This is a genomic window from Janthinobacterium sp. HH102, from assembly GCF_001758625.2.
Lineage (GTDB): Bacteria > Pseudomonadota > Gammaproteobacteria > Burkholderiales > Burkholderiaceae_D > Janthinobacterium.
Genome location: NZ_CP062062.1, coordinates 3,997,740 through 4,018,082 on the forward strand (window position 1 = coordinate 3,997,740; position 20,343 = coordinate 4,018,082).

16 protein-coding genes and 1 pseudogene are annotated in these 20,343 nt (G+C 63.8%); 2 read left to right on the forward strand and 15 right to left on the reverse strand.

Annotation, left to right across the window (positions count from 1 at the left end; translation table 11 throughout):
* Positions 1-161: 161 nt before the first annotated feature.
* Together JAB4_RS18170 and JAB4_RS18175 are read right to left on the reverse strand one after the other, a co-directional pair.
* A pseudogene (locus JAB4_RS18170) lies at positions 162-386 on the reverse strand (IS30 family transposase); the annotation flags it as partial.
* A gap of 126 nt (positions 387-512) precedes the next feature.
* Positions 513-1,250, reverse strand: a complete 738-nt coding sequence (locus JAB4_RS18175) for a ComEC/Rec2 family competence protein (RefSeq protein WP_070220012.1) — start codon at positions 1,248-1,250, stop codon at positions 513-515.
* Between the two features lie 140 nt (positions 1,251-1,390).
* Between JAB4_RS18175 and JAB4_RS18180 the strand changes: the two genes are divergently transcribed.
* Complete coding sequence (locus JAB4_RS18180) at positions 1,391-1,567, forward strand: hypothetical protein (protein ID WP_175444792.1); 177 nt, start codon at positions 1,391-1,393, stop codon at positions 1,565-1,567.
* A 79-nt stretch (positions 1,568-1,646) separates the two neighbouring features.
* Here JAB4_RS18180 and JAB4_RS18185 read toward each other — a convergent pair whose 3' ends face one another.
* Positions 1,647-1,829 (reverse strand): hypothetical protein, encoded by a 183-nt coding sequence (locus JAB4_RS18185; RefSeq protein WP_139143755.1) that lies wholly within the window; start codon positions 1,827-1,829, stop codon positions 1,647-1,649.
* 106 nt (positions 1,830-1,935) lie between these two features.
* Positions 1,936-2,148: a hypothetical protein gene (locus JAB4_RS18190; RefSeq protein WP_139143754.1), complete on the reverse strand. Its 213-nt coding sequence runs from the start codon at positions 2,146-2,148 to the stop codon at positions 1,936-1,938.
* Between the two features lie 447 nt (positions 2,149-2,595).
* On the opposite strand from JAB4_RS18190, the gene JAB4_RS18195 reads away from it, so the two are divergent.
* Positions 2,596-4,581 (forward strand): helicase-related protein, encoded by a 1,986-nt coding sequence (locus tag JAB4_RS18195; RefSeq protein WP_070220011.1) that lies wholly within the window; start codon positions 2,596-2,598, stop codon positions 4,579-4,581.
* Positions 4,582-4,584: 3 nt separating this feature from the next.
* Here JAB4_RS18195 and JAB4_RS18200 read toward each other — a convergent pair whose 3' ends face one another.
* The 11 genes from JAB4_RS18200 to JAB4_RS18250 all read right to left on the reverse strand — a co-directional run bounded on the left by JAB4_RS18200 (position 4,585) and on the right by JAB4_RS18250 (position 20,010).
* Entirely contained in the window at positions 4,585-5,058 is a 474-nt protein-coding gene (locus JAB4_RS18200; protein WP_070220009.1) for a T6SS effector amidase Tae4 family protein, read from the reverse strand.
* A gap of 242 nt (positions 5,059-5,300) precedes the next feature.
* Positions 5,301-6,539: a PQQ-dependent sugar dehydrogenase gene (locus tag JAB4_RS18205; protein ID WP_070220007.1), complete on the reverse strand. Its 1,239-nt coding sequence runs from the start codon at positions 6,537-6,539 to the stop codon at positions 5,301-5,303.
* Positions 6,540-6,543: 4 nt separating this feature from the next.
* The gene (locus tag JAB4_RS18210) at positions 6,544-7,338 is read right to left on the reverse strand and encodes a TatD family hydrolase (RefSeq protein WP_070220005.1); all 795 of its coding nucleotides are present in this window, start codon (positions 7,336-7,338) and stop codon (positions 6,544-6,546) included.
* 9 nt (positions 7,339-7,347) lie between these two features.
* Positions 7,348-8,073 carry a lipoprotein-releasing ABC transporter ATP-binding protein LolD gene (gene lolD, locus JAB4_RS18215; RefSeq protein ID WP_070220003.1) on the reverse strand — a complete coding sequence of 242 codons (726 nt, stop codon included), beginning with the start codon at positions 8,071-8,073 and terminating at the stop codon, positions 7,348-7,350.
* A gap of 16 nt (positions 8,074-8,089) precedes the next feature.
* Positions 8,090-9,349, reverse strand: a complete 1,260-nt coding sequence (locus tag JAB4_RS18220; RefSeq protein ID WP_070220001.1) for a lipoprotein-releasing ABC transporter permease subunit — start codon at positions 9,347-9,349, stop codon at positions 8,090-8,092.
* A gap of 117 nt (positions 9,350-9,466) precedes the next feature.
* A complete protein-coding gene (locus JAB4_RS18225; RefSeq protein WP_070219999.1) occupies positions 9,467-10,744 on the reverse strand; it encodes a lipoprotein-releasing ABC transporter permease subunit in 1,278 nt (425 codons plus the stop codon).
* Between the two features lie 105 nt (positions 10,745-10,849).
* Positions 10,850-12,142, reverse strand: coding sequence for a TolC family protein (locus tag JAB4_RS18230; protein ID WP_227741985.1), 1,293 nt, complete (start codon positions 12,140-12,142; stop codon positions 10,850-10,852).
* Entirely contained in the window at positions 12,142-13,464 is a 1,323-nt protein-coding gene (locus tag JAB4_RS18235; protein WP_070219997.1) for an HlyD family type I secretion periplasmic adaptor subunit, read from the reverse strand. The genes JAB4_RS18230 and JAB4_RS18235 overlap by 1 nt, the downstream gene beginning before the upstream one ends.
* Positions 13,461-15,614 carry a type I secretion system permease/ATPase gene (locus JAB4_RS18240; protein ID WP_070219995.1) on the reverse strand — a complete coding sequence of 718 codons (2,154 nt, stop codon included), beginning with the start codon at positions 15,612-15,614 and terminating at the stop codon, positions 13,461-13,463. The genes JAB4_RS18235 and JAB4_RS18240 overlap by 4 nt, the downstream gene beginning before the upstream one ends.
* Positions 15,615-15,710: 96 nt before the next feature.
* The gene (locus JAB4_RS18245; RefSeq protein ID WP_070219993.1) at positions 15,711-16,382 is read right to left on the reverse strand and encodes a PEP-CTERM sorting domain-containing protein; all 672 of its coding nucleotides are present in this window, start codon (positions 16,380-16,382) and stop codon (positions 15,711-15,713) included.
* A gap of 115 nt (positions 16,383-16,497) precedes the next feature.
* Positions 16,498-20,010: an SdrD B-like domain-containing protein gene (locus JAB4_RS18250; protein WP_070219991.1), complete on the reverse strand. Its 3,513-nt coding sequence runs from the start codon at positions 20,008-20,010 to the stop codon at positions 16,498-16,500.
* Between the last annotated feature and the right edge of the window lie 333 nt (positions 20,011-20,343).

The window sequence follows — 20,343 nt, forward strand, 5'->3', positions numbered from 1 at the left end:
TGCCGTATTTGGCGAGAGTCTTGGTGGGCTATGGCCAGCGGGTCTTAGAAGAACCGCTGGTCTCCTCATGGAATTAGTAACTTGATCCGTTTTTGTTATTTGAGCGATCCATAAACTCATAACGCAACACGGTTCTTCAGCGACCGCTTTGGGGGGCGGATTCAATCGGTCAATACAACACACCTTTCAAATTGCTGTGCCGTCGTTTGGTAGTGTAGCGTCTTCCTGGGACGTTCGTTCAGCCTTCTAGCCACCTCATCAAGATTGTCCTGTGAGTAGGTGGAAAGGTCGAGCCCCTTCGGAAGATACTGGCGCAATAGCCCGTTTGTATTTTCATTCGAACCTCGTTGCCACGGATTCTGCGGATCGCAAAAATACACTTAGATACCGCACGCGACAGGTTGGCGACGTAACTCGTCGAAGCAGAAGAGCTTTGCGACGATGGATCGAATGTATAGGGAGGGCAATATCAGCTATGGCTGAGTTACGCATGAACTGATTTGGGTAACCCATTAGCCAAGTCGGTATCGAGGCGCTGAAGCCAAAGGCCCGAGCGCCATGAACTTCCTTTGGCGATCCGCTGAGTTATCTGACCAGAATTGACGGCGTTCTACGCTCTTATTGATTTTTCTTGTAAAAATACAATTCTTTTCCGGAGTAACGAGTGAACGTATAACGGCTGACGTTATATCTGCTCGTATAGGCTGAATTGGGACAGTCGTAGAACGTCCCCGGCGGCATAGTGTATCCATGGGATTCGCGTTGCCGTGCGGACGCTGCAGGCGCACCGTCAGCCGCCAGCGTTCGCCCGGCTGCACGTCGCCCACTTCGTTCGTCACCTCATCGCGAAAGCCCGCGTACCAGGACAGGGCGATCAGGGGAGGCACCTTCGCATTGAGTGCCTTCTCCACGGCAAAATTGAAGCGCACGCCCTGCTCGAAGCGGTACGGCAAGCTGGCCACCGTGCCCGTCACGACGATGTCCTGTCCCTCGTCGGCCAGCGCCAGTTGCGGCGCCATGGCGGCCTGGGCCAGCCAGGCGGCCCAATAAAAGCCCAGCCCCACGCCGGCCGAGAGCGCAATAGCGGAACGCCAACCGGAACGCCAGCGCGCGTGTCGGCACAACAGCCACGCCATCAGCAGCGCCGCGCCAGCGATCACCGACAGCAGCGCGCCCGCGTGCGGCGGCAAGCTTGCCTGCGTCTGCAACCAGGCGGCGCCAGCGGCAAAGCCGAGTATCAGGGTGCGCATGGGAAGGCAGGATCAAGGCAAAATCGGCTCGCTGCGAAAGAGGCTCAGTTACTGTGATCGCTTTCCACGCCTTGCCGTCTGATCTGGCGCAATGGTGCACTGGATAAGAACGCTCATGCACTGCATCCACCAGCTACGCCTTGTCCTATGCCGTACTGACCGACCTCGTGTCGGTCAGCAATAACCCCTTAGCGGTGCTCGACCTGGCCTGCGGCGAAGGTCATGCGTTCATGGAGGCCGCAGCGCCGCTGCAAGCCGGCGACGGATTGATCGCCACCGGCTGGGGGCTCCGCGCCGTGCGCGCACGGGCAGCCTGAACTGCCATCGGCGCCATGGCTTGCTGGCGTCAGCAACAGGCTACGATAGTGGCAGCCGCAGCGCGCAGTATTCCTCCCGTCAATTGCAGGATTGCAGGCAGGCGGACCGCTCGGCGCCGCACTCGGCTTGAGAGGTACCGGCGGCGATGCAAGCCCGCCATTCGGCAGCGCAGGCGCTATAGCAATTGGCAAAGGCTGGCGTCGCAGTCACCGCCAAACCGAGACCTGACGCGAAAAGAAATGCAGCGAGCTTTTTATTCATGGAGTTCTCCCAAAGTCGGATGGCTGATGAATCCCCGCGCGCGCCATCCTCTGGCGCAGGGCCACATACACAGGTATGTCGGGTGTCATCGCGCGCTGGCCGTACGTCAGCGCGAAATGGAAAATCCTGCGGCCGCCAGCAAATCCTGGAGCACCGCCAAATCAAAGCCGTGCATATCAACGGCACGCCCCAGCCGATAGCCAGAGCGGCATCCAGAATAATGCCGTACGTCGCCGTCAATTTCAGATATTTTGAAAAAATACCAAAATACCCTTGCAAAATCTGAAGCCATGATCAGCTCGCCATTATTAATTGTCAAGACAATTCAATTCATTTCACGCCATCGGCCAATTCCTTGCGCAATGAAAAATACAGACACGATACGAATATCATCACCGTGACTATCGATAAAAACATACTCTTTGTTATCATCGGCGCCACGGCAATTGAAATTTTAATGTTAAATTCAAAAAACTAACAAAGTTAATAAAAATACATTCATGAAAATTCCAGCCGAATAAAAATGCAGCAGGGAAAAAACGCTAAGCGCAAAGCACCGGATATCGGATTCCCATTTCGCGTTCAAGCAAGATGATTGGCAAGCAGGCGGCAGCGCCGCCCTCCATGGTTGCGAGGCTTATCCGCCTCAGGGAATCATCGTTTTACAGATCAGCGCTCGTGCGGCAGCGGCACCGTGCGCCGGGGGAAAATCTTTACCCTGCGCACGGTATAATCGGCCTCGCTTACTTCAACACCCAGGCACGACATGACTTCCTCCGCACTTCCTCCCGATACCTCCACCGACCTTTCCGACAGCAGCGAAGACAATAACGACGCCACCCTGGTCGCGGAACTGGGGGAACTGGCCGAGCATATCCGCCTGGTGAAAATGGAAGGCCGCGTCTTCGTGCGCTTTTCCGGCGTCGTCAAGGCAGGCCACCTGGTGGTGCCGTATGCACTCGTGCCTGCACAGGGCGTGCTGGCGCGGCCGGCCAAGTGGCGCAAGATGGACCGCGAGACCAAGCTGGCCCTGGTGCGCGAACGGGCCAGCGCGGCCGTCTTCGAGGAACTGCGCCAGCATGTGATGGATTTCGTCGCCGATATCGCAGGCCTGAGCGAGGATGTAGACACGGACCCGATGGTCTTCCTGCACACGCTGGCCGACATGCAGACGTCGGAGCCGGCCGGCATGGTCTTCGACCGCATCCGCCAGCGCTTCCATCACGCCATCGAGCGCCAGCAGGAAGAACAGCACGCGGCGCGCACGCGCCAGAGCATCAACCTGGCCGAATACCCCGCCTCGTTCGAGATGGCGCGCCGCCTGCCGCGCCGCTTCATCGCCCTGCTCGGACCGACCAATTCCGGCAAGACGCACCGCGCCATGGAAGCGCTGGTCAAGGCAAAGAGCGGCATCTACCTGGCGCCATTGCGCCTGCTGGCCCTGGAAAACTATGAACGCCTGCAGGAAGCCGCGCCGCACGGCAAACCGCTGGCCGTGAGCCTGATCACGGGCGAGGAGCGCAGGGTCGTCGACGGCGCCACGCACGTGGCCAGCACGGTGGAAATGCTGGATACGAAAACCGTCGTCGAAGTGGCCGTCATCGATGAGATCCAGATGCTGGCCGACCCGGACCGGGGCGCCGCGTGGACGGCGGCCGTCTGCGGCGCACCGGCCCACACCGTCTACCTGGTGGGGGCGCCGGAAGCGCGGCGCGCCATCGAGGCGCTGGCCGAACGCCTGGACTGCCCGCTGGAAGTGCACGTCCTGAAACGCATGGCGCCCCTGTCGATGGAGCCGACGGCCGTGCGCAAGGTACGCAACCTGCGCCGCGGCGACGCCGTCATCGCCTTTTCGCGCCGCGAAGTGCTGATGTGGCGCGACATGATCACGGAAACGGGATTATCGGTGGCCACCGTCTACGGCAACCTGTCGCCCGAAGTGCGGCGTGCGCAGGCGCAGCGCTTCCGCGACGGCACGGCCGACATCGTCGTCGGCACGGATGCGCTGGCGATGGGCCTGAACATGCCGATCGCGCGCATCGTCATGACCACCTGCGTCAAATACAATGGCCGTGAAGAGGAAGAGATTTCGGCCGCGCTGGCGCGCCAGATCGCCGGACGCGCGGGCCGCTATGGCGTGCATGAAGAGGGCCTGGTGGCCGGCTACGACAACGAGACGCATGAAGTGATGCGCGCGCTGCTGAAGGAAAAGCTGCACCCGCTGAACACCAGCGGCTTTGCCGTGGCGCCCTCGCTCGAACATCTGCACCGGATTTCGTCGGTGACGGGAGAGCTGTCGCTCAGTAAACTGCTGCGCCGCTTCATCCACAATATCGACGTGCCGGACGGCTTCTTCTTCCCGCGCATCACGGAAGACCAGAAGGAGCGCGCCGTCTGGCTCGACACCCTGCCCCTGTCCGTTGCCGACAAATTTACTTTGTCGCTGGTGCCGATATCGAGCAAGGTGCCCTCGCTGCAGACGGCGTGGGAGCACTGGGCGAAGAATCTGTCGCAGGGAAAAACGAGCACCTTGCGCCAGCACGCGCACGGCGGCGGCACGCAGAATCTGCAGCAGGTGGAAGACACTTGCCGCTACTATTCCGCGTATGCCTGGCTCAGCTACCGCCTGCCCGAATTCTTCCCCGATATCGCGGTGGCGCAACACCTGTCGCGCGATGCGTCCGAGCGCGTCGATTCCATCCTGCGCGCGCACAATGCGGCCTCGCGCGGACGGTCGAAGAAGTTCAAATAGGCGTCACCTGACGGGCCAGAACCAGACCTCGCCGCAATCCCAGTAGCATTCGCTGCCGCAGACCTTCACGCCGATGGAGGGCAGCAGGATGTCGATATGCCCGCCCGCGCCGCCCAGGTAGCCGGGAATGCGGAAGAAGGCGACGACGCCCTGGCGCTGGCCGATGCCTTCCATGGCGTCATCCCCGGTAAATTTTTCGGGCGCGCCAAACATCGAGGGGCTGGCCAGCATGTGCGACAGCTTGGCCTGCCCCGGTTCGATCAGCGCGCCCTTGAATGCCCCCTTGCGTATCGCCATGCGACCCTTGACCTGGACCCCGGCCTTGATCAGGGCCAGGCTGACGCGGATGGCGCAGGTGTTGGCAAAGCTGTCCTTGCCGATCAAGTCTTCCCAGCCGATTTCGCGGAACAGGGCCGCCTGGTCGACGGCCGCCACGCTGGAGTAATTTTCACGCAGCTTGATGAATGCAGGTTTCACGTCAGCCTCCCGTCATCCCTGGTCGACAGGGAACATCAGGCCGATTGTAGGAGGATGCGGCGGCTCCGCACTGAGCGAGATCAAGCGTAAACCGACGACACCTGTAATGCCAACAATGACGTCGGATTACGCGCGGCATTGCCACGCCAATCCGACCTACTTGAGCATGTAGGTCGGCTTAGGCCAAAGGCCGTAAGCCGACGACACCCGTAACGCCAGCGAGGACGTCGGATGAAGGCCGCTTACGGTTTGCCCGCCTCGTAGTGCAGCTTGAGCACCAGCCCGTTATGGTCGTCGGCCATATAAATATCGCCATCCTGGCCCTGCTTGACGTCGACGGGCGCGCCCCTGCCCTGCTTGCCCTTGCGCTCCCAGTTGCCGATCAGCTCGACGGACTTGCCCAGGGGCGCGCCGGCCTTGTCGGGCAGCAGCGCCACCAGGCGGTGGCCGTTGCTGCGGTAGCCGTGGTAGCCGATGATCAGGCTGTTCTTGTACAGCGCCGGGTAGCGGCTGGCCGTGTAAAAGGTCATGCCCAGCGGTGCGGCATGGCCGGGCAGCAGGCGCTGCGGCGCCGCATACTGGGCGGCGCAAGCCGTCTTCGGATATTCGGGACTGGCGACATTGTCGTCGTAGCAGTACGGCCAGCCGTAATGCCGGTCGGCCTTGATCAGGTTGAGTTCTTCATGCGGCAGGTTCTCATCGCTTTTCAGCTCCGGCATGGCCGCCTGGATGGCGTCGCGCGCGTTTTCCGCCTGCCACAGTTCGCCCGTGGCCGGATGGAAGGCCAGCGCCATCGAATTGCGCAAGCCGCGCGCATGCGTGCGCCAGCTCGTCACCGTGCCCGCCGGCCAGGCCATCGTGTATTCGCGGATGGCGCCCAGCGCCTCAAGGCCTTCCGCCGAAGGACAAGCCTTGGCCGGATCGGGCGCCTTGCCATCGTTCTCGCAATGGTCGGTGCTCGAACCCACGTTCACGTACAGGTCGCCCTTGGGACTGAAACGCATGTTCGTCAACAGGTGCAGGCCCAGGCCCGGCAGGCGCGGCGTCTTGGCCGTGCCGCCGATCACGTCGGTGATGGCGCGGGCGGGATCGCGCAGGTCGAAGCGGAAGATGCGTCCCACCTCGCCCACGTAGACCAAGCCGTCCGGTCCCTGCACGATGCCGTTCGGGCGATCAAGCTTGTCGAGCAGCAGCTTGCGTTCATAGCCGCCACCGGCCGCCTTGGGCTGCAGCAGCCACAATTTACCCTGTTTCGGCGCCCATCCCGTCATGTCCGTGACGAGGATGTCGCCATTCGTCAGCGGCAGCACGCCACGGGGAAATTTCAGGCCGTCGGCCAGCACGGCCACGCAAAAGCCGGCCGGCGTGGTCACGTCGAGGCGCGGCATGCCGTCGCACTGGGCGCCGGCCGCCGCCATGGCGGGCGCCAACGCGCTGGAAAGGCAGGCCGCCAGGGCGCCCGCAAGCATTTTCTTGTTCATGGTTTCACTCCATCAGGGGTAATCGAGGCAGTACGGCACGCGCGTTGGCGCTGGTTTGCGCCGCCACGTCGGCAAGTTCCAGGCCGCGCAATTCGGCCAGCACGGCGCCGATGCGGGGCAATTCTTCGGGGCTGTTGCGGCCCGGGTGGATCCAGCTGGGCGAAATATCGGGCGCGTCCGTCTCCAGCACGATGGCGTCCAAAGGCAGGTCCGTCGCCATGCGGCGTATCTGCAAGGCGCGCGTAAACGTCATGGCGCCGCCGAAACCGAGCTTGAAACCGAGATCGATATAGCCCTGCGCCTGCTGGAAGCTGCCATTGAACGCATGGGCGATGCCGCCGTTCGGGCGGATCTGGCGCGCGTGCTTGAGGACGATGTCCTGCGAGCGGCGCACGTGGGCCAGCACGGGCAGGTCGAAGTCGCGGGCGATCTTCAGCTGCTCGCGCAGGAAGTGCTCCTGCTTGGCGCGCATGGCCGGTTCGCACAGCATGGGAATGAAGAAATCGAGGCCGATCTCGCCGATGGCGACAAAACGCGGATCATGCATGGCCAGCGCCACGGTTTCGCGCAGTGCGATCAGATCGTCTTCCGTGGCCTGCGGCACGTAGATCGGGTGGATACCGAGCGCATAGCAGGCGTTGGGCGCCGCCGCCAGGTCGCGCACGATGGCGAAATTGGCCCGTTCGACGGCGGGAACGACGATCATGCCCACGCCCTGCTGCTGCGCGCGCGCCGCCACCTGCAGCGATTCGCTGCCGAATTCATGCGCGTCGAGGTGGCAGTGCGTGTCGATCCACATGGCGGCTCCTTAGTACTGGTACGGCTGCAGCCCTTCGTCCGTCAGGCGCAGCACGCGGTCGCAGCGCCTGGCCAGCTCGATATCGTGCGTGACGATGACGAAGGCCGTGCCCAGGGTGCGCGACAGTTCCAGCATCAGGTCGAAAATCTGTTCGGCCGTGGCGTGATCGAGGTTGCCCGTCGGTTCATCGGCCAGCACGCAGGCCGGCTGCGTGACGAGGGCGCGGGCCAGGGCCACGCGCTGACGCTCGCCGCCCGACAATTCACCAGGCGTATGCGTGACGCGCTTGGCCAGGTTGACGCGCGTGAGGATTTGCTGCGCCAGTTCGGTGGCCGGAGCGCGCTTCATGCGCCGTATCATCAGCGGCATGGCGACGTTGTCCAGCGCGGAAAACTCGGGCAGCAGGTGGTGGAACTGGTAGACGAAGCCCAGCGAGGCGTTGCGCAAGTCGCCGCGCGCCTTTTCGCTGAGAGTGGCGAAATCCTTGCCCAGCAGGGTCACCTTGCCGCTGGTGGGCGTATCGAGCCCGCCCAGCAGGTGCAGCAGGGTCGATTTTCCCGAGCCGGAGGCGCCGACGATGGCGACGCGCTCGCCGCGATGCACGTCGATATCGATGCCGGCCAGCACCTGCACCTTGTAGCTGCCCTGCGTAAAAGTCTTGCCCAGGCCACGGCAGCTAAGGACGGCGGAATCGGCGGAAGTGCCGTTGGAGGCAGGTTTGTTCAGATCGGTCATGGTCGTATTCAGTGGTTTATTCATAGCGCAGGGCTTCCGCAGGTTTGACGCGGGCAGCCCACCAGCTTGGGTACAGGGTCGCCAAAAAGGCGAGGATCACGGCCAGCACGCCGATCTTGGTGACGTCGGGCCAGCGCAGGTCGGACGGCACGGTGCTGATGAAATAGATGTCCTTGGAGAGGAACTGCACGCCCAGCAGATGCTCGATGAAGGGCACGATGACGTCGATGTTCATCGCCACCAGCACCCCGCCGGCCACGCCCAGGATCGTGCCCAGGATGCCCACCAGCGCGCCCTGGATCATGAAGATCTTCATGATGGAACGGGGCGAGGCGCCCAGGGTGCGCAAAATCGCGATATCGGCCTGCTTGTCCGTCACCGTCATCACCAGGGTCGAGACGAGGTTGAAGGCGGCCACGGCGATGATCAGGGTCAGGATGATGAACATCATGCGTTTTTCCGTCTGCACGGCGGCAAACCAGTTGGCGTTCAGCTTGGACCAGTCGCGCAGCCACAGGTCGCCCGGCATGGTTTTCTTCAGTTCCGCCGCCACTTGCGGCGCCTGGTTCATGTCGGCCAGGCGCAAACGCAGGCCGGACGGGCCGTCGAGGCGCAGCAGGCGCTGGCCATCTTCGATATTGATGAAGGCCAGGCCGGCGTCGAATTCATTGTGGCCCGCCTGGAAGATGCCGCTGACGGTAAAGCTGCGCATGCGCGGCAGCACGCCGGCCGGCGTGACCTGGCCCTGCGCCAGCATCAAGGTGACTTTTTCGCCGAGGTTCACGCGCAAGGCGCGTGCCAGCTCGATGCCCAGCACGATATTGAAGGTGCCCGGCTGCAGCGCCTTGAAGCTACCCATGCGCGTCTGGCCGGCCACGTCCGAGACGTTCGGCTCTTCCTCGGGCAGCACGCCGCGCACGATGGCGGGGCGCAGCGCATCGTCGCGCAGCAGCATACCCTGGGTTTCCACGAATGGCGCGGCGCCCTTCACGGCCGGATTCCTGAACGCTTGCGCCGCTTCCGCGCGCCAGTCAGGCATGCTGCCGCTGTTGTCGAACACTTCCACGTGGGCCAGCACGGACAGCATGCGGTCCGTCACTTCCTTCTGGAAGCCGTTCATCACGGACAGCACGACGATCAGCGCCGCCACGCCCAAGCCGATGCCGGCCATGGAAATGAGCGAGATGAAGGAGATAAAACTGTTGCGGCCACTGCGCTTGCCGGCCCGTGTGTAGCGCAGGCCGACCAGCCATTCGAAGGGAAGATTTTTTAACATGCTTGTGAAGTGATTGATTCTTGTGTAAGCGACATGCCACCGTGCCAACCCAATGGCGAAGTGCCGGGGTCGGACCCTGAGGGGCCGACCCCAGGTTCTGCCTTAGGGGTAATTTTCTTATTCATAGCGCAGGGCCTCGGCCGGCTTGACTCTGGCGGCGCGCCAGCTCGGGTAGATGGTGGCCACCAGCGCCAGGCCAAAGGCGATCAGGCCGATCTGCGCCACGTCCAGCCAGTGCACGTCCGACGGCACGGCGCTGATCTGGTAGATTTCCTTGGAGATGAAGTGCAGGCCGAAGATGCCTTCGATGAAGGGCACGATGACGCCCACGTTCAGCGCCAGCACGACGCCGCCGATGACGCCCAAAGCACTCCCCAGCAAGCCCACCAGCGCGCCCTGGATCATGAATATCTTCATGATGGAGAACGGCGAGGCGCCCAGGGTGCGCAGGATGGCGATATCGGCCTGCTTGTCGGTGACCGACATCACCAGGGTCGAGACGAGGTTGAACGCGGCCACGGCGATGATCATGCTGAGGATGATGAACATCATGTTCTTCTGGCTTTGCACCAGCGCATACCAGCTGGCACTGGCGCGCGACCAGTCGCGCATCCACAGCTGGCCCGGCATCGAGGCTTTCAGTTCGCGCGCCACCTGGGGCGCCTTGTTCATGTCGTGCAACCGCAGACGCAGGCCGGACGGGCCGTCGAGCTGCAGCAGCTGCTCCGCGTCCTGCATGTTCACAAACGCCAGGCTGCCGTCAAGTTCATTGTGACCCGCCTCGAAGATGCCGGCCACCTTGAGCGCGCGCATGCGCGGCATGACGATGCCGTTGGCCGGATCGCCCGCCCTGGGCTCGCGCTCGAGCATCAGGGTGACGTTCTGCCCCACTTTCACGTCGAGCGCCTTGGCCAGGTCGATGCCCAGCACGATGTTGTACGAGCCTGGCGTCAATTCCTTGAAACTGCCGTGCTTCATCTGGGCGGCCACGCTCGAGACGGTGGCTTCCTGCTGCGGCAGCACGCCGCGCACGACGGACGGGCGCATGGTTTCGTCATTGAGCAGCATGCCCTGGGTTTCCACGAACGGCGACACGGCCTTCACTTGCGGGTTGGCGTAGGCGGCGCGCTCCTGCGCCTGCCAGTTGGGCATGGAACCGCTCGTGTCGAACACCTCGACATGGGCCAGCACCGACATCAGGCGGTCGGTGACTTCCTTCTGGAAGCCGTTCATGACGGAGAGGACGACGATCAGGGCGGCCACGCCCAGGCCGATGCCGGCCACGGAAATGAGAGAGATGAAGGAAATGAAGCTGTTGCGGCCACTGCGTTTCCCGGCGCGCGTATAGCGCACGCCGACCTGCCACTCAAAAGGAAATTGTTTGATGATGCTCATGCGCTCCCGCGACAACGATGATATGCGAGCGCGCAGTGTGCCACACAATGGGCATTTCATGCATGATCTCTGCGTCATCTCTGTGTGAAACCGCGCACGCCGGCGCTATTTTACCTCCTGCGCCAGGCCGAAAACCCGCAGCAGCTGCCCCGCCAGCGCATATTGCCGCATCTGCGCCAGGGTCAGACGGTGCAGCTGGTCGATGCGCCGCTGCTGTATCGTGAAATAGCTGTCGCGCGTCTGGATGACCTGCTGCAGGTTGCGCCGGCCCGCCTCGTACTGGATGGTCCCGCCGCGCACGACGAAGGCCATCTTCTTTTCCTGCTCGTCAAGCAGGGCCAGCGTGCGCTGCGCATTGGCGATGCGCGGCAGCATGCTGGCCAGGTCGGCGCGCGTGCCCTGCTCGGCGCGCGCCACGTCCGCCTCGGCCGCCTGGGCGCGGCTGATGCTTTCGTCGCGCTGCGCCAGGCTGCCCCCGCCGAGCGGGATTTCCCAGGAGACCCCCACCGACCAGCCCCGCTGCTGGATGGTCGACGGCGGCGGCGTGGTCTTGTTATTGAGCAGATGGCTGACATTCAGATCGATTTTGGGGGCCAGGGTGGCCGCCACGCCGCGCACGCGCAACTGGGCCGCGGCGGCCCGCTCGCGCGCGGCGCGCAACTGCGCCTGCTGCGTATCGGCATTCTCCAGCGCCTGCGCCGGCAGCGGCGCAAAGGCGAAATCGGCAAACTGCGCCACCGGCTCGAAGGCCAGCGCCTCGAGCTTGATGCGCGCCGCCTGCTGGTCCGTCAGCAAGCCGTCGTGCACCAGTTCCGCGTCCAGCTGCGAACTTTGCGCCAGTTCGCGGTCCACTTCCGACGATTTGCCCAGTTCCGCCTGGCGCGTCACCTGCCGCACCAGCTGCGTCACGTCGCGCAGGCGTTCCTGCGACTGCTGCAGGCTGCGTTCCAGGCGCTGCATGTCGAAATATGCTTCGGCCAGCTTTTCCGCGCTTTCCGCGCGCGCGCGCTCCACGTCGAAAGCGGCGCCCGCCATCTCGCGCTCGGCCGCATCAAGTTCGGCGCGGTCGGCGCCGCCGTTGTACACGTTCCAGCGCACGCTCGCTTCCACCTGGTGCGTGCGGCGCTCGACCTCCAGCGTCCCATCGAGGTCCTTGCTGCGCCCCCGCGTCGCCTGCAGCGCCGCAGTGGGAAACAGGCGCGAACGGGCCTGCTTGTAGCGCGCTTCGGTGGTGGCCAGCGCCGCCTGCGCCGCAATCACCTGCGGATCGCGCGGCACGGCGCGCGCCAGCAAGGCAGGCAAGCCGCGCGCGGACTGCGCCTGGAAAGTGGCCGGCGGCGCGGACTGGGCCGCCGCGTTTGCGCAGGCCAATGCCATGCAAATCAAGAAGGCACGCATCACCGCTCCTGCAGGGAAGACTGCAAGCCGCGCAGCACGGGCTTGAACACATATTGCAGCACCGAGCGGCGCCCCGTCAGGATGCCCACGTCGACGGGCATGCCTGGCGTCACCGGCAATACCTTGCCGTGCGCCGTCAGCTGGCTGCGGTCGGTGCTCAGCTGCACCTCGAAATACGGTTCGTTGCGCTCGTCGGGAATCGCGTCCGCCCCCACGCGCACCACTTGCGCCTGCATGCGGCCATAGGTGGTGGCGTCGTACGCCAGCACATTGGCCGACGCGCTCTGTCCCACATGGATAAAACCGATGTCCGACGGTTTCACGCGCACGGAGATCAGCATTTCCGAATCGGCCGGCACGATTTCCAGGATAGGTTTACCCGGCTGCGCCACGCCGCCGACGGTTGCCACCAGCACGCGGTTGACGACGCCGTCGACGGGCGCCGTCACGTCGCGCCGGCTCACCTGGTCCTGCTGGCCTTTCACGGTGCTGGCCAGGGCGCCGGCCTTGGTTTCATACTCGCTGCGCTGCGCGCCCCACTGGCCGCGCATGCGCGCTTCCACTTCGCCCGCCTGCGCCTGCGCCTCGGCCAGGGTGGCCGTCAGGCGCGGCACGGAGGTGCGCAGGCTGTCGAGTTCCGTGCGCTGCTGCTGCACGCGCTGCTGCGCATTCAGGTAGTCGCCGCGCGAACCGGCACCCTCTTTGAAGAGCCTCTCCTCGATGGACAGGCTTTCCAGGGCGATTTTCAGGCCCGTGTCGAGCTGGGCGATGCGGCTGTGCGCCTCGGCCAGCTCGCCGCGGCGGCGCGTCACGCCTTCGCGCGCGGCCGCCGTGGCCGACGCGAATTCGCGCTGGCCGTCGCGCCACAACTGCATTTCCTTGGCGATCAGCTCGGGCGCCTCTTTCTGCCATTCCGGCGCAAACTGGGGCGTGCCGCCGGACAGCAGCGCATCGAGGCGCGCCCTGCCCGCCAGCGCGGCCAGGCGGTTTTGCACGCTGGCGCCCAGGTTGGCCTCGTACTGGGCCGTGTCCAGGCGCAGCAGCAAGTCGCCGCGGCGCACGCGCTGGCCCGGCTTCACCAGCATTTCACGCACGATGCCCCCTTCCAGGCTTTGCACTTCCTGCAGGTGCGATGGCGGCGTGATGGCGCCCCGGCCATTCACGGACACGTCGAGCTGGGCGAACATGGCCCAGGCCAGCGCCAGCACCAGCAGCACGGACGTCAAGGCCAGCATGCGGATGACGATGCGCTGCGGTTCGCGTTCCGGGTCCGGGTGGGCCGCCGGCAGCGGGCGGGCGTTCGGGGCATTGAGGGCGCTCATGCCGCCACTCCCTGTTCCACCGCAGGCTTGGCCGCCTGGCTGTTCAAGACGCGCATGACGTCGTCGCGCGGGCCGTCGGCCACGATGCGCCCCTTGTCGAAGACGATCAGGCGGTCCACCAGCGCCAGCATGGCCATGCGGTGCGTCACCAGCACGATGGTCGTCTCCTTTAAGGTACGCAGCCGCCCGATCAAGCGCTGCTCGGTGGCCGGGTCGAACATGCTGCTCGGCTCATCGAGCAGCAACATCGGCGGTTTCACCAGCAAGGCGCGGGCCATGGCCACGGCTTGCCGCTGGCCGCCGGACAGGCGTTCGCCGCGCTCGCCCACTTCCGTCGCCACGCCGTTGGGCAGCTGGGTGATGATGTCGTCGAGGCAGGCCAGGCGGATGGCGTCGAGCAGGCTGGCGTCGTCGGCCTGGCTGCGTCCCAGTTCGATGTTTTCGCGCAGGGTACCGTGGAACAGGGTCACGTCCTGCGGCACGTAGCCGATCTGGCGGCGCAGGCTCAAGGGGTCCAGCTGGGTGCTGGCCAGGTCGTCGAACAGCACGCTGCCGCTTTGCGGGCCGTACTGGTTCAGCAGCAAGCGCAGCAAGGTGCTCTTGCCGGAACCGAGCTTGCCGATCACGCCGACGCGTTCGCCGGGGCGGATGTGCAGGTTGAGCTTATCGAGCAGCGGCGGCGAATTCGGGTAGGCAAAGCCCACGTCGCGAAATTCGATGCGCCCGGACAGGGGCGGCGCCTGCAGGCTGGCCGCGTCATCGTCGGTGGGCGCTTCCATGATTTTATTGAGTGCGTGATACGACAGCTTGGTCTGTTCCCAGCGTATGATCAGGCCCGCGATCTGGCTCACGGGCGCCAGGGCGCGGCCCGTCAGCATGCTCACGGCGATGATCTGGCCCAGGGTCAGAAGATGCTCGCCCATCAGCAAGGCGCCCGTGGCCACCACGGCCACGCCGGACAGGGCCAGCACGGCCGTGTTGATGTAGTTGACCCGGCTGACGATTTCGCGCGTCTCGACGCTGTTGGCGGCGATGGCCACCGTCAGGCTTTCCCATTTGCGCCGGCTCCACGCTTCGGCGCCCAGCGCCTTGATGGTGTCGAGGCCATTCATGGTTTCAAACAGGTGCGCCGTGCGCTGCGCGCTTTCCTGCATCGAGGCGGCCACGTGGCGCGCCAGGGCCGCGCGCGAGGCGAAGGCCACCAGCAGCAGGATCGGGATGACTGCCAGGGGCACGAGCACGAGCCAGCCGCCGACCAGGGCGATCACCAGCAGGAACAGCAGCAGGAATGGCAAGTCGCCCAGGGTGGTCAGGGTCGTGGAGGCAAAGAATTCGCGCACGGATTCGAAATCGCGCACGGTATTGGCCAAAGTGCCGCCGGAAGCGGGCCGGCTGGCCGCGCGCAGGCGCAAGCACTGGGCGAAAATGTTCGACGACAGCGCCACGTCCATGCGGCGCGACGCCGTTTCCACCAGTTCGCCGCGCAGCAGGCGCAGGGCCAGCTCGAAGCCCGTCAGCACCACGACGGCGATCGTCAGCACCCACAGGCTGGACGTGGCATTGTTCGGGATCACGCGGTCATATACGGCCATCGCATAGAACGGCACCAGCGCGCCGATGACATTGAGCACCAGCGTGCCCAGCAAGGCCCAGCGGAAGACCCAGCGGTTGCGGTTGAACACGTCCCAGAACCAGCGTCCCGCCACCGGCATGCTGTAAAGCAAGCTGCGCTGGTCGAAGAACATGACGGGACGCACGGCCACCCAGCGCCCATCGGGCACTTCCCGCGCCAGCGCGGCGGCGTCAAACCAGGCGCTGCCTTCGATGCCGGGCACGTGGCATTCATATTTGCCATCGGCAATGGCCAGTATCACCAGCGCCTGCCCTTCCCCGTTGAGCAGCAAGGCCGGCATTTCCGTGGGACGGCGTGGCTTATCTACCGGCAACACGGTGCCGGCCAGGCTGGCCTGCGCCAGCGCCTGTTCGAGAAAGTCAGCCGTGGCCGGTGCAGCCTGGGCCGCCACGCTGGCGCGCAGGCGCTCGGCCTGCACGGCAACGCCGAAAAAGCGCGCCAGGAAGACGATGGCGTCGGCGATGGCATCGGTGGACATGCCGGCGGAAGCGGTGGAGGTGTCAAGGGGTGGGGTCATGATGGATTCACAATAAAACGCTGCGGCGCGCCGGTCGGGCGCGCCGCAGCGGGAACGCTATCGCTTGCGCGATGAGTGATGACTAATGAGTAATAATTAAGTCAGCGCGGAAGCGCCCTTGCGGCGGCGCGCCATGAAGCCCAGCAAGCCCAGGCCCGCGACCAGCATGGCCCACGTCTGCGCTTCCGGCACTGGTGACACGGCCAGCAGGGTTTGAGAAGCGGGGTTGACGCTCGTCAAGCTCGTGTAGTTGTACAGGTTCTGGATGGCGCCATTGCCCGTTGCCACGCCCAACATGGTGTTGGCCTGGCTGACGACGGCGTTGCTCAGGTTTTTGAAGCGCAGGTCGCCCGTCAGCAGGTTCGTGTTGTCGTTATTCAATTCCCACAGGGCCAGCTGGAAGGCGGCGGCGCTGTTGGCGCTGGTCGACACAGTCGCGATGGACGAAGCGTAATACCCTTCATACAGGCGCTTGACGGAATCGCTGGCGGCGAAGGCGCCGCTGCTGTAGCTGTTCGAACTGTTGCTTACGGCCACATGGGGATCGAGGCAAAACGCCAGGAAGGTGTTGCTGTCGTATTTGACTTCCCACAAGGTCGGCGAGATGGCGCTGCCCGAGCCGAAGGCACCGCCAGCAGCCGTAAACAGGCTGACGCTGTGCGAATCGACGACTTGCAGATTGGAGGCGGCCAGGGCGCTGCCGCTGGCGAGGGCGAAGGCGGCTGCGGCGATGGCGCCGCGAACGATCAGGTGCATGGATTGTTTCATTGTGGTTTCCCTATTTCGATTATCAAGTGTGAAAAAAGCGTGGAAAGCGCCGGCGCCCCGTGACGGGCGCGCCGGTGCGGCATTGCCGGGCAGGCTCATGGCCCGGCAAGGGACATCAGGCAGCCATTTCCTGGGGCTGGGTATTTACGTGAGCCATGGCGCGGCGCAAGAGGTCGGCCATTTCGCACTGGGCCTGGGCTTCTGCGGCAAGGGCTGCTGCTGCGGCCGGCGCGGCGGCGACGGTGGTCACCGTGCCATCCTGGCCCAGCACCACGTCGAGCGTGCTGTCGTCGCGCAGCAGGTCGGCCATGCTGGGCAGGGTGACGCCGGCAGCGGCCGCATCCTTGGCATCGACGTTGAAATACACGTCCGTCATGTCGACCGTCTTGCCGTCGGCCAGGGTGGCGCTGCTGCGCTCGAGGTGCAGATTGCTGTTGGCGTCGAGGAAAGGCAGTTCCGTGTAGCTGACCGCCAGGCTGGCCACGCCGGCGTCGTGCAGGGACATCAGCTCGCCATCGTCCGTGACGCCATTGCTGTTGGCGTCGCGCCAGATGCGCAGTTCGGCGAACTTGTCGTCATGCGCATCGACCACGCCGTCGTGGTTCGAGTCATAGCTGGACAGCTTGGCGAAGCCCGTGCCCTTCTCGTTACCACCGAACAACTCGGAGATGTTGTCGATCTTGCCATTGCCATTGCTGTCGATGGCCAGCAAGCCGTCATGGGCCGAGACCCAGCCCGTCTGGATGGCGCTGCCCGTGCCCAGCAGGTCGAAGCTGCCGTGGAAGTCGGCGCGGGCGATCGTGTGCACGCCGTCACCGTTGAGGTCGATGACGATGGGCGTGATGGCCGCATCCCAGCTCATGTCGTTCTGACCCGACGCCAGCTTCAATATGTCCGTGTAGACCACGTTGGACGTCGTGCCGTTGCTGTTGACATCCGAATCGATATTGTCGTTCGTGCCCACGTTCTTCGCGCCCCATTTCCACGTATCCATGGCGTAGCCCGCGTGGTACACGCCCGACTTGTCGAATTTCAGGGAATAGCTGCCCGGATCGAGGTTGCTGAACAGATAATTGCCGTTGGCATTCGTGTAGGTGGTGGCCAGCAGCACGCCGCTGCCCGAGTACAGCTGCACCTTGATGTTGGCGATGCCCGCCTCGTTGTAGTCTTGCACGCCGTCATGGTCGGCGTCGCGCCACACCTTGTCGCCCAGACTGGCCTTGCGGTAGATGCCCGCATCCCAGCTCATGTCGTTCTGGCCGGCGGCCAGGTTGATCAAGGACGAGCGCCCCGTGCTGACATCGACGTCGGAATCGGCCGTATCGCTGCCCAGATTGGCCTTGGTGTAATAAAAGCCTGATGGACGGATGACTTCAACCTTGTAGCTGCCGGCCGCCAGTTCGCTGAACAGGTAGTTGCCGCTGGCATTCGTCGTCGTCGAGGCGATGACGACGTTGCTGGCGTTGAGCAGGTTGACTTTTACGCCCGCCACGCCCAGTTCGCCTGCATCCTGCACGCCGTTGTAGTTATTGTCTTCCCACACGCGGTCGCCGATGGAGGCCGTGTTGAGTTTGACCAGGCCGGCATCCCAGTCCACCTGCACATCGCCCGACTTCAAGGTGGCCCATGTGGTGGTGAAGCCGCTGGCCGGATTGACGTCCGAATCCGTGGCGTAACCGCCGATATCGGCCTTGGTGAAGCCATAGCCGGCCGGCGGCACGAAGCCCAGGTAATATTCGCCGGGGACCAGGTTGCTGAACAGATAATTGCCGTTCGCATCCGTGGAGGCGCTGGCCACGACGACGCCTTGCGCGTTGTACAGATTGACTTTCACGCCACACACGCCCGCCTCGCCCGCATCCTGCGTGCCGTTGCCGTTCGCATCGAACCAGACGCGGTCGCCGATGGAGGCCGTCTTGTACAGGCCGGCATCGAGATCCTTGTAGTTCTGGCCCGCAGCGACCGTCACCTGGCCGCTGTTGCCCAGCGTGTTGATGTCGCTGTCGAGCGCATCGCTGCTGCCCGCATCCTTGACGGTGGTCAAATAGCCAGCGGGGGCGACGACGGCGATGGAATACGTGCCCGGATCGACATTGAAGTTGTAATAGCCGGTGGCGTCCGTCAGGGTCGAGCCGATCACGCTGCCGGCCGCATTTTTCAGCTGCACGGTGACGCCGCCGATGCCGGACTCGCCCGCATCCTGGATGCCGTTGGCGTTGCTGTCATGCCACACGCGGTCGCCCAAGGTGGCCGGCAAGGCCACGATGCCGGCATCCACGCTGTGGTTGCTGTCGCCCGAGGCCAGCAGCACTTGCGCTGTCCTGCCATCGGCATTCGCGTCGGAATCGCGCTGCTCATCGCCGCCCTGGTCCTGGCCCGTGAAGGTATAGCCGGCTGGCAAGGTGGTCTTATCGAATTGCACGCTGTAGGCGCCCGGTTTCAAATTCGTGAACAGGTAGTTGCCGTTCGCATCCGTCACCACAGGGCTGCCGACGGCGTTGCCCGACGCGTCGAGCAAGGTCACTTTCACGCCAGCAGCACCCGCTTCGCCCGCGTCCTGCACGCCGTTCTTGTTGGTATCGAACCAGACCCGGTCGCCCAGCTCGGCCGTGCGGTACAGGCCCGCGTCCAGGGTCAGGTTAGTTTCGCCCGGCGCCAGGGTGACGGGCGCCATCTTGCCGGCCGCATCGATATTGCTGTCCTTGCCCGCATCGCCGCCCTGGTTCGCTGCCGTCGGCACATAGCCGGCGGGCGCCACCACGGTCACGGAATACGTGCCCGGGTTGACGTCAAAGTGGTAGCCGCCGCTGGCGTCCGTCGTGGTGGAGGCGACCACATTGCCGGCCGTATCCTTCAATTGCAAGACCACATTGGCGATGCCCGCCTCGCCCGCGTCCTGCACGCCGTTGGCATTCTTGTCTTCCCAGACGAAGTCGCCCAGGTGGGCCATCGGCACCTTGAAGGTCAGGTAATGGGGCGCCAGACTCAGGTCTTGCGCATTGCAGCCGGCCGTGCCGCCGTCATCGCGCACCTTGAAACCGAGGTCGAAGTCGCCCGCCACGGTCTGGCTCGGCACGAAGACCAGGTGGCCCGCGCGGATGTCGTCGATGGACACTTCCGTGCCCACCGTCACGGCCACGCCATTCAACAGAACCTGGCCCGCCGTGGTGGTATTCGTGATGACGATGGACTTGAAGCCGTCGTGCTCGACGTCGTCGTGGAAGCCGAAATCGCCTTCGCTGAGCACCATGTTGTTTCCATTGAGCAATGTAAACGTCTTATCGGCCGCGTCCGGCGCGTCGTTGACGGGGTCGATGATGACTTGCAGGCTCAGCTGGACGATATCGCCATTGCCCTTGTCGATCGTCACTTCGATGGTCGAAAAGCTGCCGTTGTAGTTGGCGGCCCAGTCGCCGGGACGCACATACACGGTGTCCGCATCGAGCATGCCGAACAGCGGTGTGTTCTCGGTCGATTCCGTATCGTCAGGCAACAGCACGGTGAAATTCTTGATGTTCAGTTCGCCTTGCACCGAGTAGCCGGCCTGGATCAGCAGGTCGCGGATATCGAAATTCTTGTTGATGTCTTCGCAGACGTGGACCGTGGTCGACAGGTTGTAGGTAGTCATGCGGCCTCCTGACGGCATGCCACGGCGGCAGCAGGAGCGGAAGTACGAGGGGCCAGGGCGCGATCAGCCTGGCCGCGCAAAGCGGCGAATGTATACATAAGTGGGCTTCCAAGAAGGGACTTGTTTAAAAATGAAGCCGGCAGATCTTGTATACAATTTCGAGGGACACAGGAGCCAGACGACGCAACCACGCAGCAGGGGGTGATTGTCTTTCTGATATTAAGTTAGCGCAATTATATCCACTATCTTTTCAAAAGAGAATCATTTTCCGATGACAAAGATAAAATTTAAATAATGAAGATGCTTTATTGATATTTTTAATATGCAAGGCGG

Bases quoted from the DNA above. Each gene is read 5' to 3' on its own strand.
- JAB4_RS18230 (WP_227741985.1), bottom strand. From the start codon at position 12,142: ATGCGTGCCTTCTTGATTTGCATGGCATTGGCCTGCGCAAACGCGGCG.
- lolD (WP_070220003.1), bottom strand. From the start codon at position 8,073: ATGACCGATCTGAACAAACCTGCCTCCAACGGCACTTCCGCCGATTCC.
- JAB4_RS18185 (WP_139143755.1), bottom strand. From the start codon at position 1,829: ATGAATAAAAAGCTCGCTGCATTTCTTTTCGCGTCAGGTCTCGGTTTG.
- JAB4_RS18235 (WP_070219997.1), bottom strand. From the start codon at position 13,464: ATGAGCGCCCTCAATGCCCCGAACGCCCGCCCGCTGCCGGCGGCCCAC.
- JAB4_RS18195 (WP_070220011.1), top strand. From the start codon at position 2,596: ATGACTTCCTCCGCACTTCCTCCCGATACCTCCACCGACCTTTCCGAC.
- JAB4_RS18205 (WP_070220007.1), bottom strand. From the start codon at position 6,539: ATGAACAAGAAAATGCTTGCGGGCGCCCTGGCGGCCTGCCTTTCCAGC.
- JAB4_RS18245 (WP_070219993.1), bottom strand. From the start codon at position 16,382: ATGAAACAATCCATGCACCTGATCGTTCGCGGCGCCATCGCCGCAGCC.
- JAB4_RS18175 (WP_070220012.1), bottom strand. From the start codon at position 1,250: ATGCGCACCCTGATACTCGGCTTTGCCGCTGGCGCCGCCTGGTTGCAG.
- JAB4_RS18250 (WP_070219991.1), bottom strand. From the start codon at position 20,010: ATGACTACCTACAACCTGTCGACCACGGTCCACGTCTGCGAAGACATC.
- JAB4_RS18240 (WP_070219995.1), bottom strand. From the start codon at position 15,614: ATGACCCCACCCCTTGACACCTCCACCGCTTCCGCCGGCATGTCCACC.
- JAB4_RS18220 (WP_070220001.1), bottom strand. From the start codon at position 9,349: ATGTTAAAAAATCTTCCCTTCGAATGGCTGGTCGGCCTGCGCTACACA.
- JAB4_RS18225 (WP_070219999.1), bottom strand. From the start codon at position 10,744: ATGAGCATCATCAAACAATTTCCTTTTGAGTGGCAGGTCGGCGTGCGC.
- JAB4_RS18210 (WP_070220005.1), bottom strand. From the start codon at position 7,338: ATGTGGATCGACACGCACTGCCACCTCGACGCGCATGAATTCGGCAGC.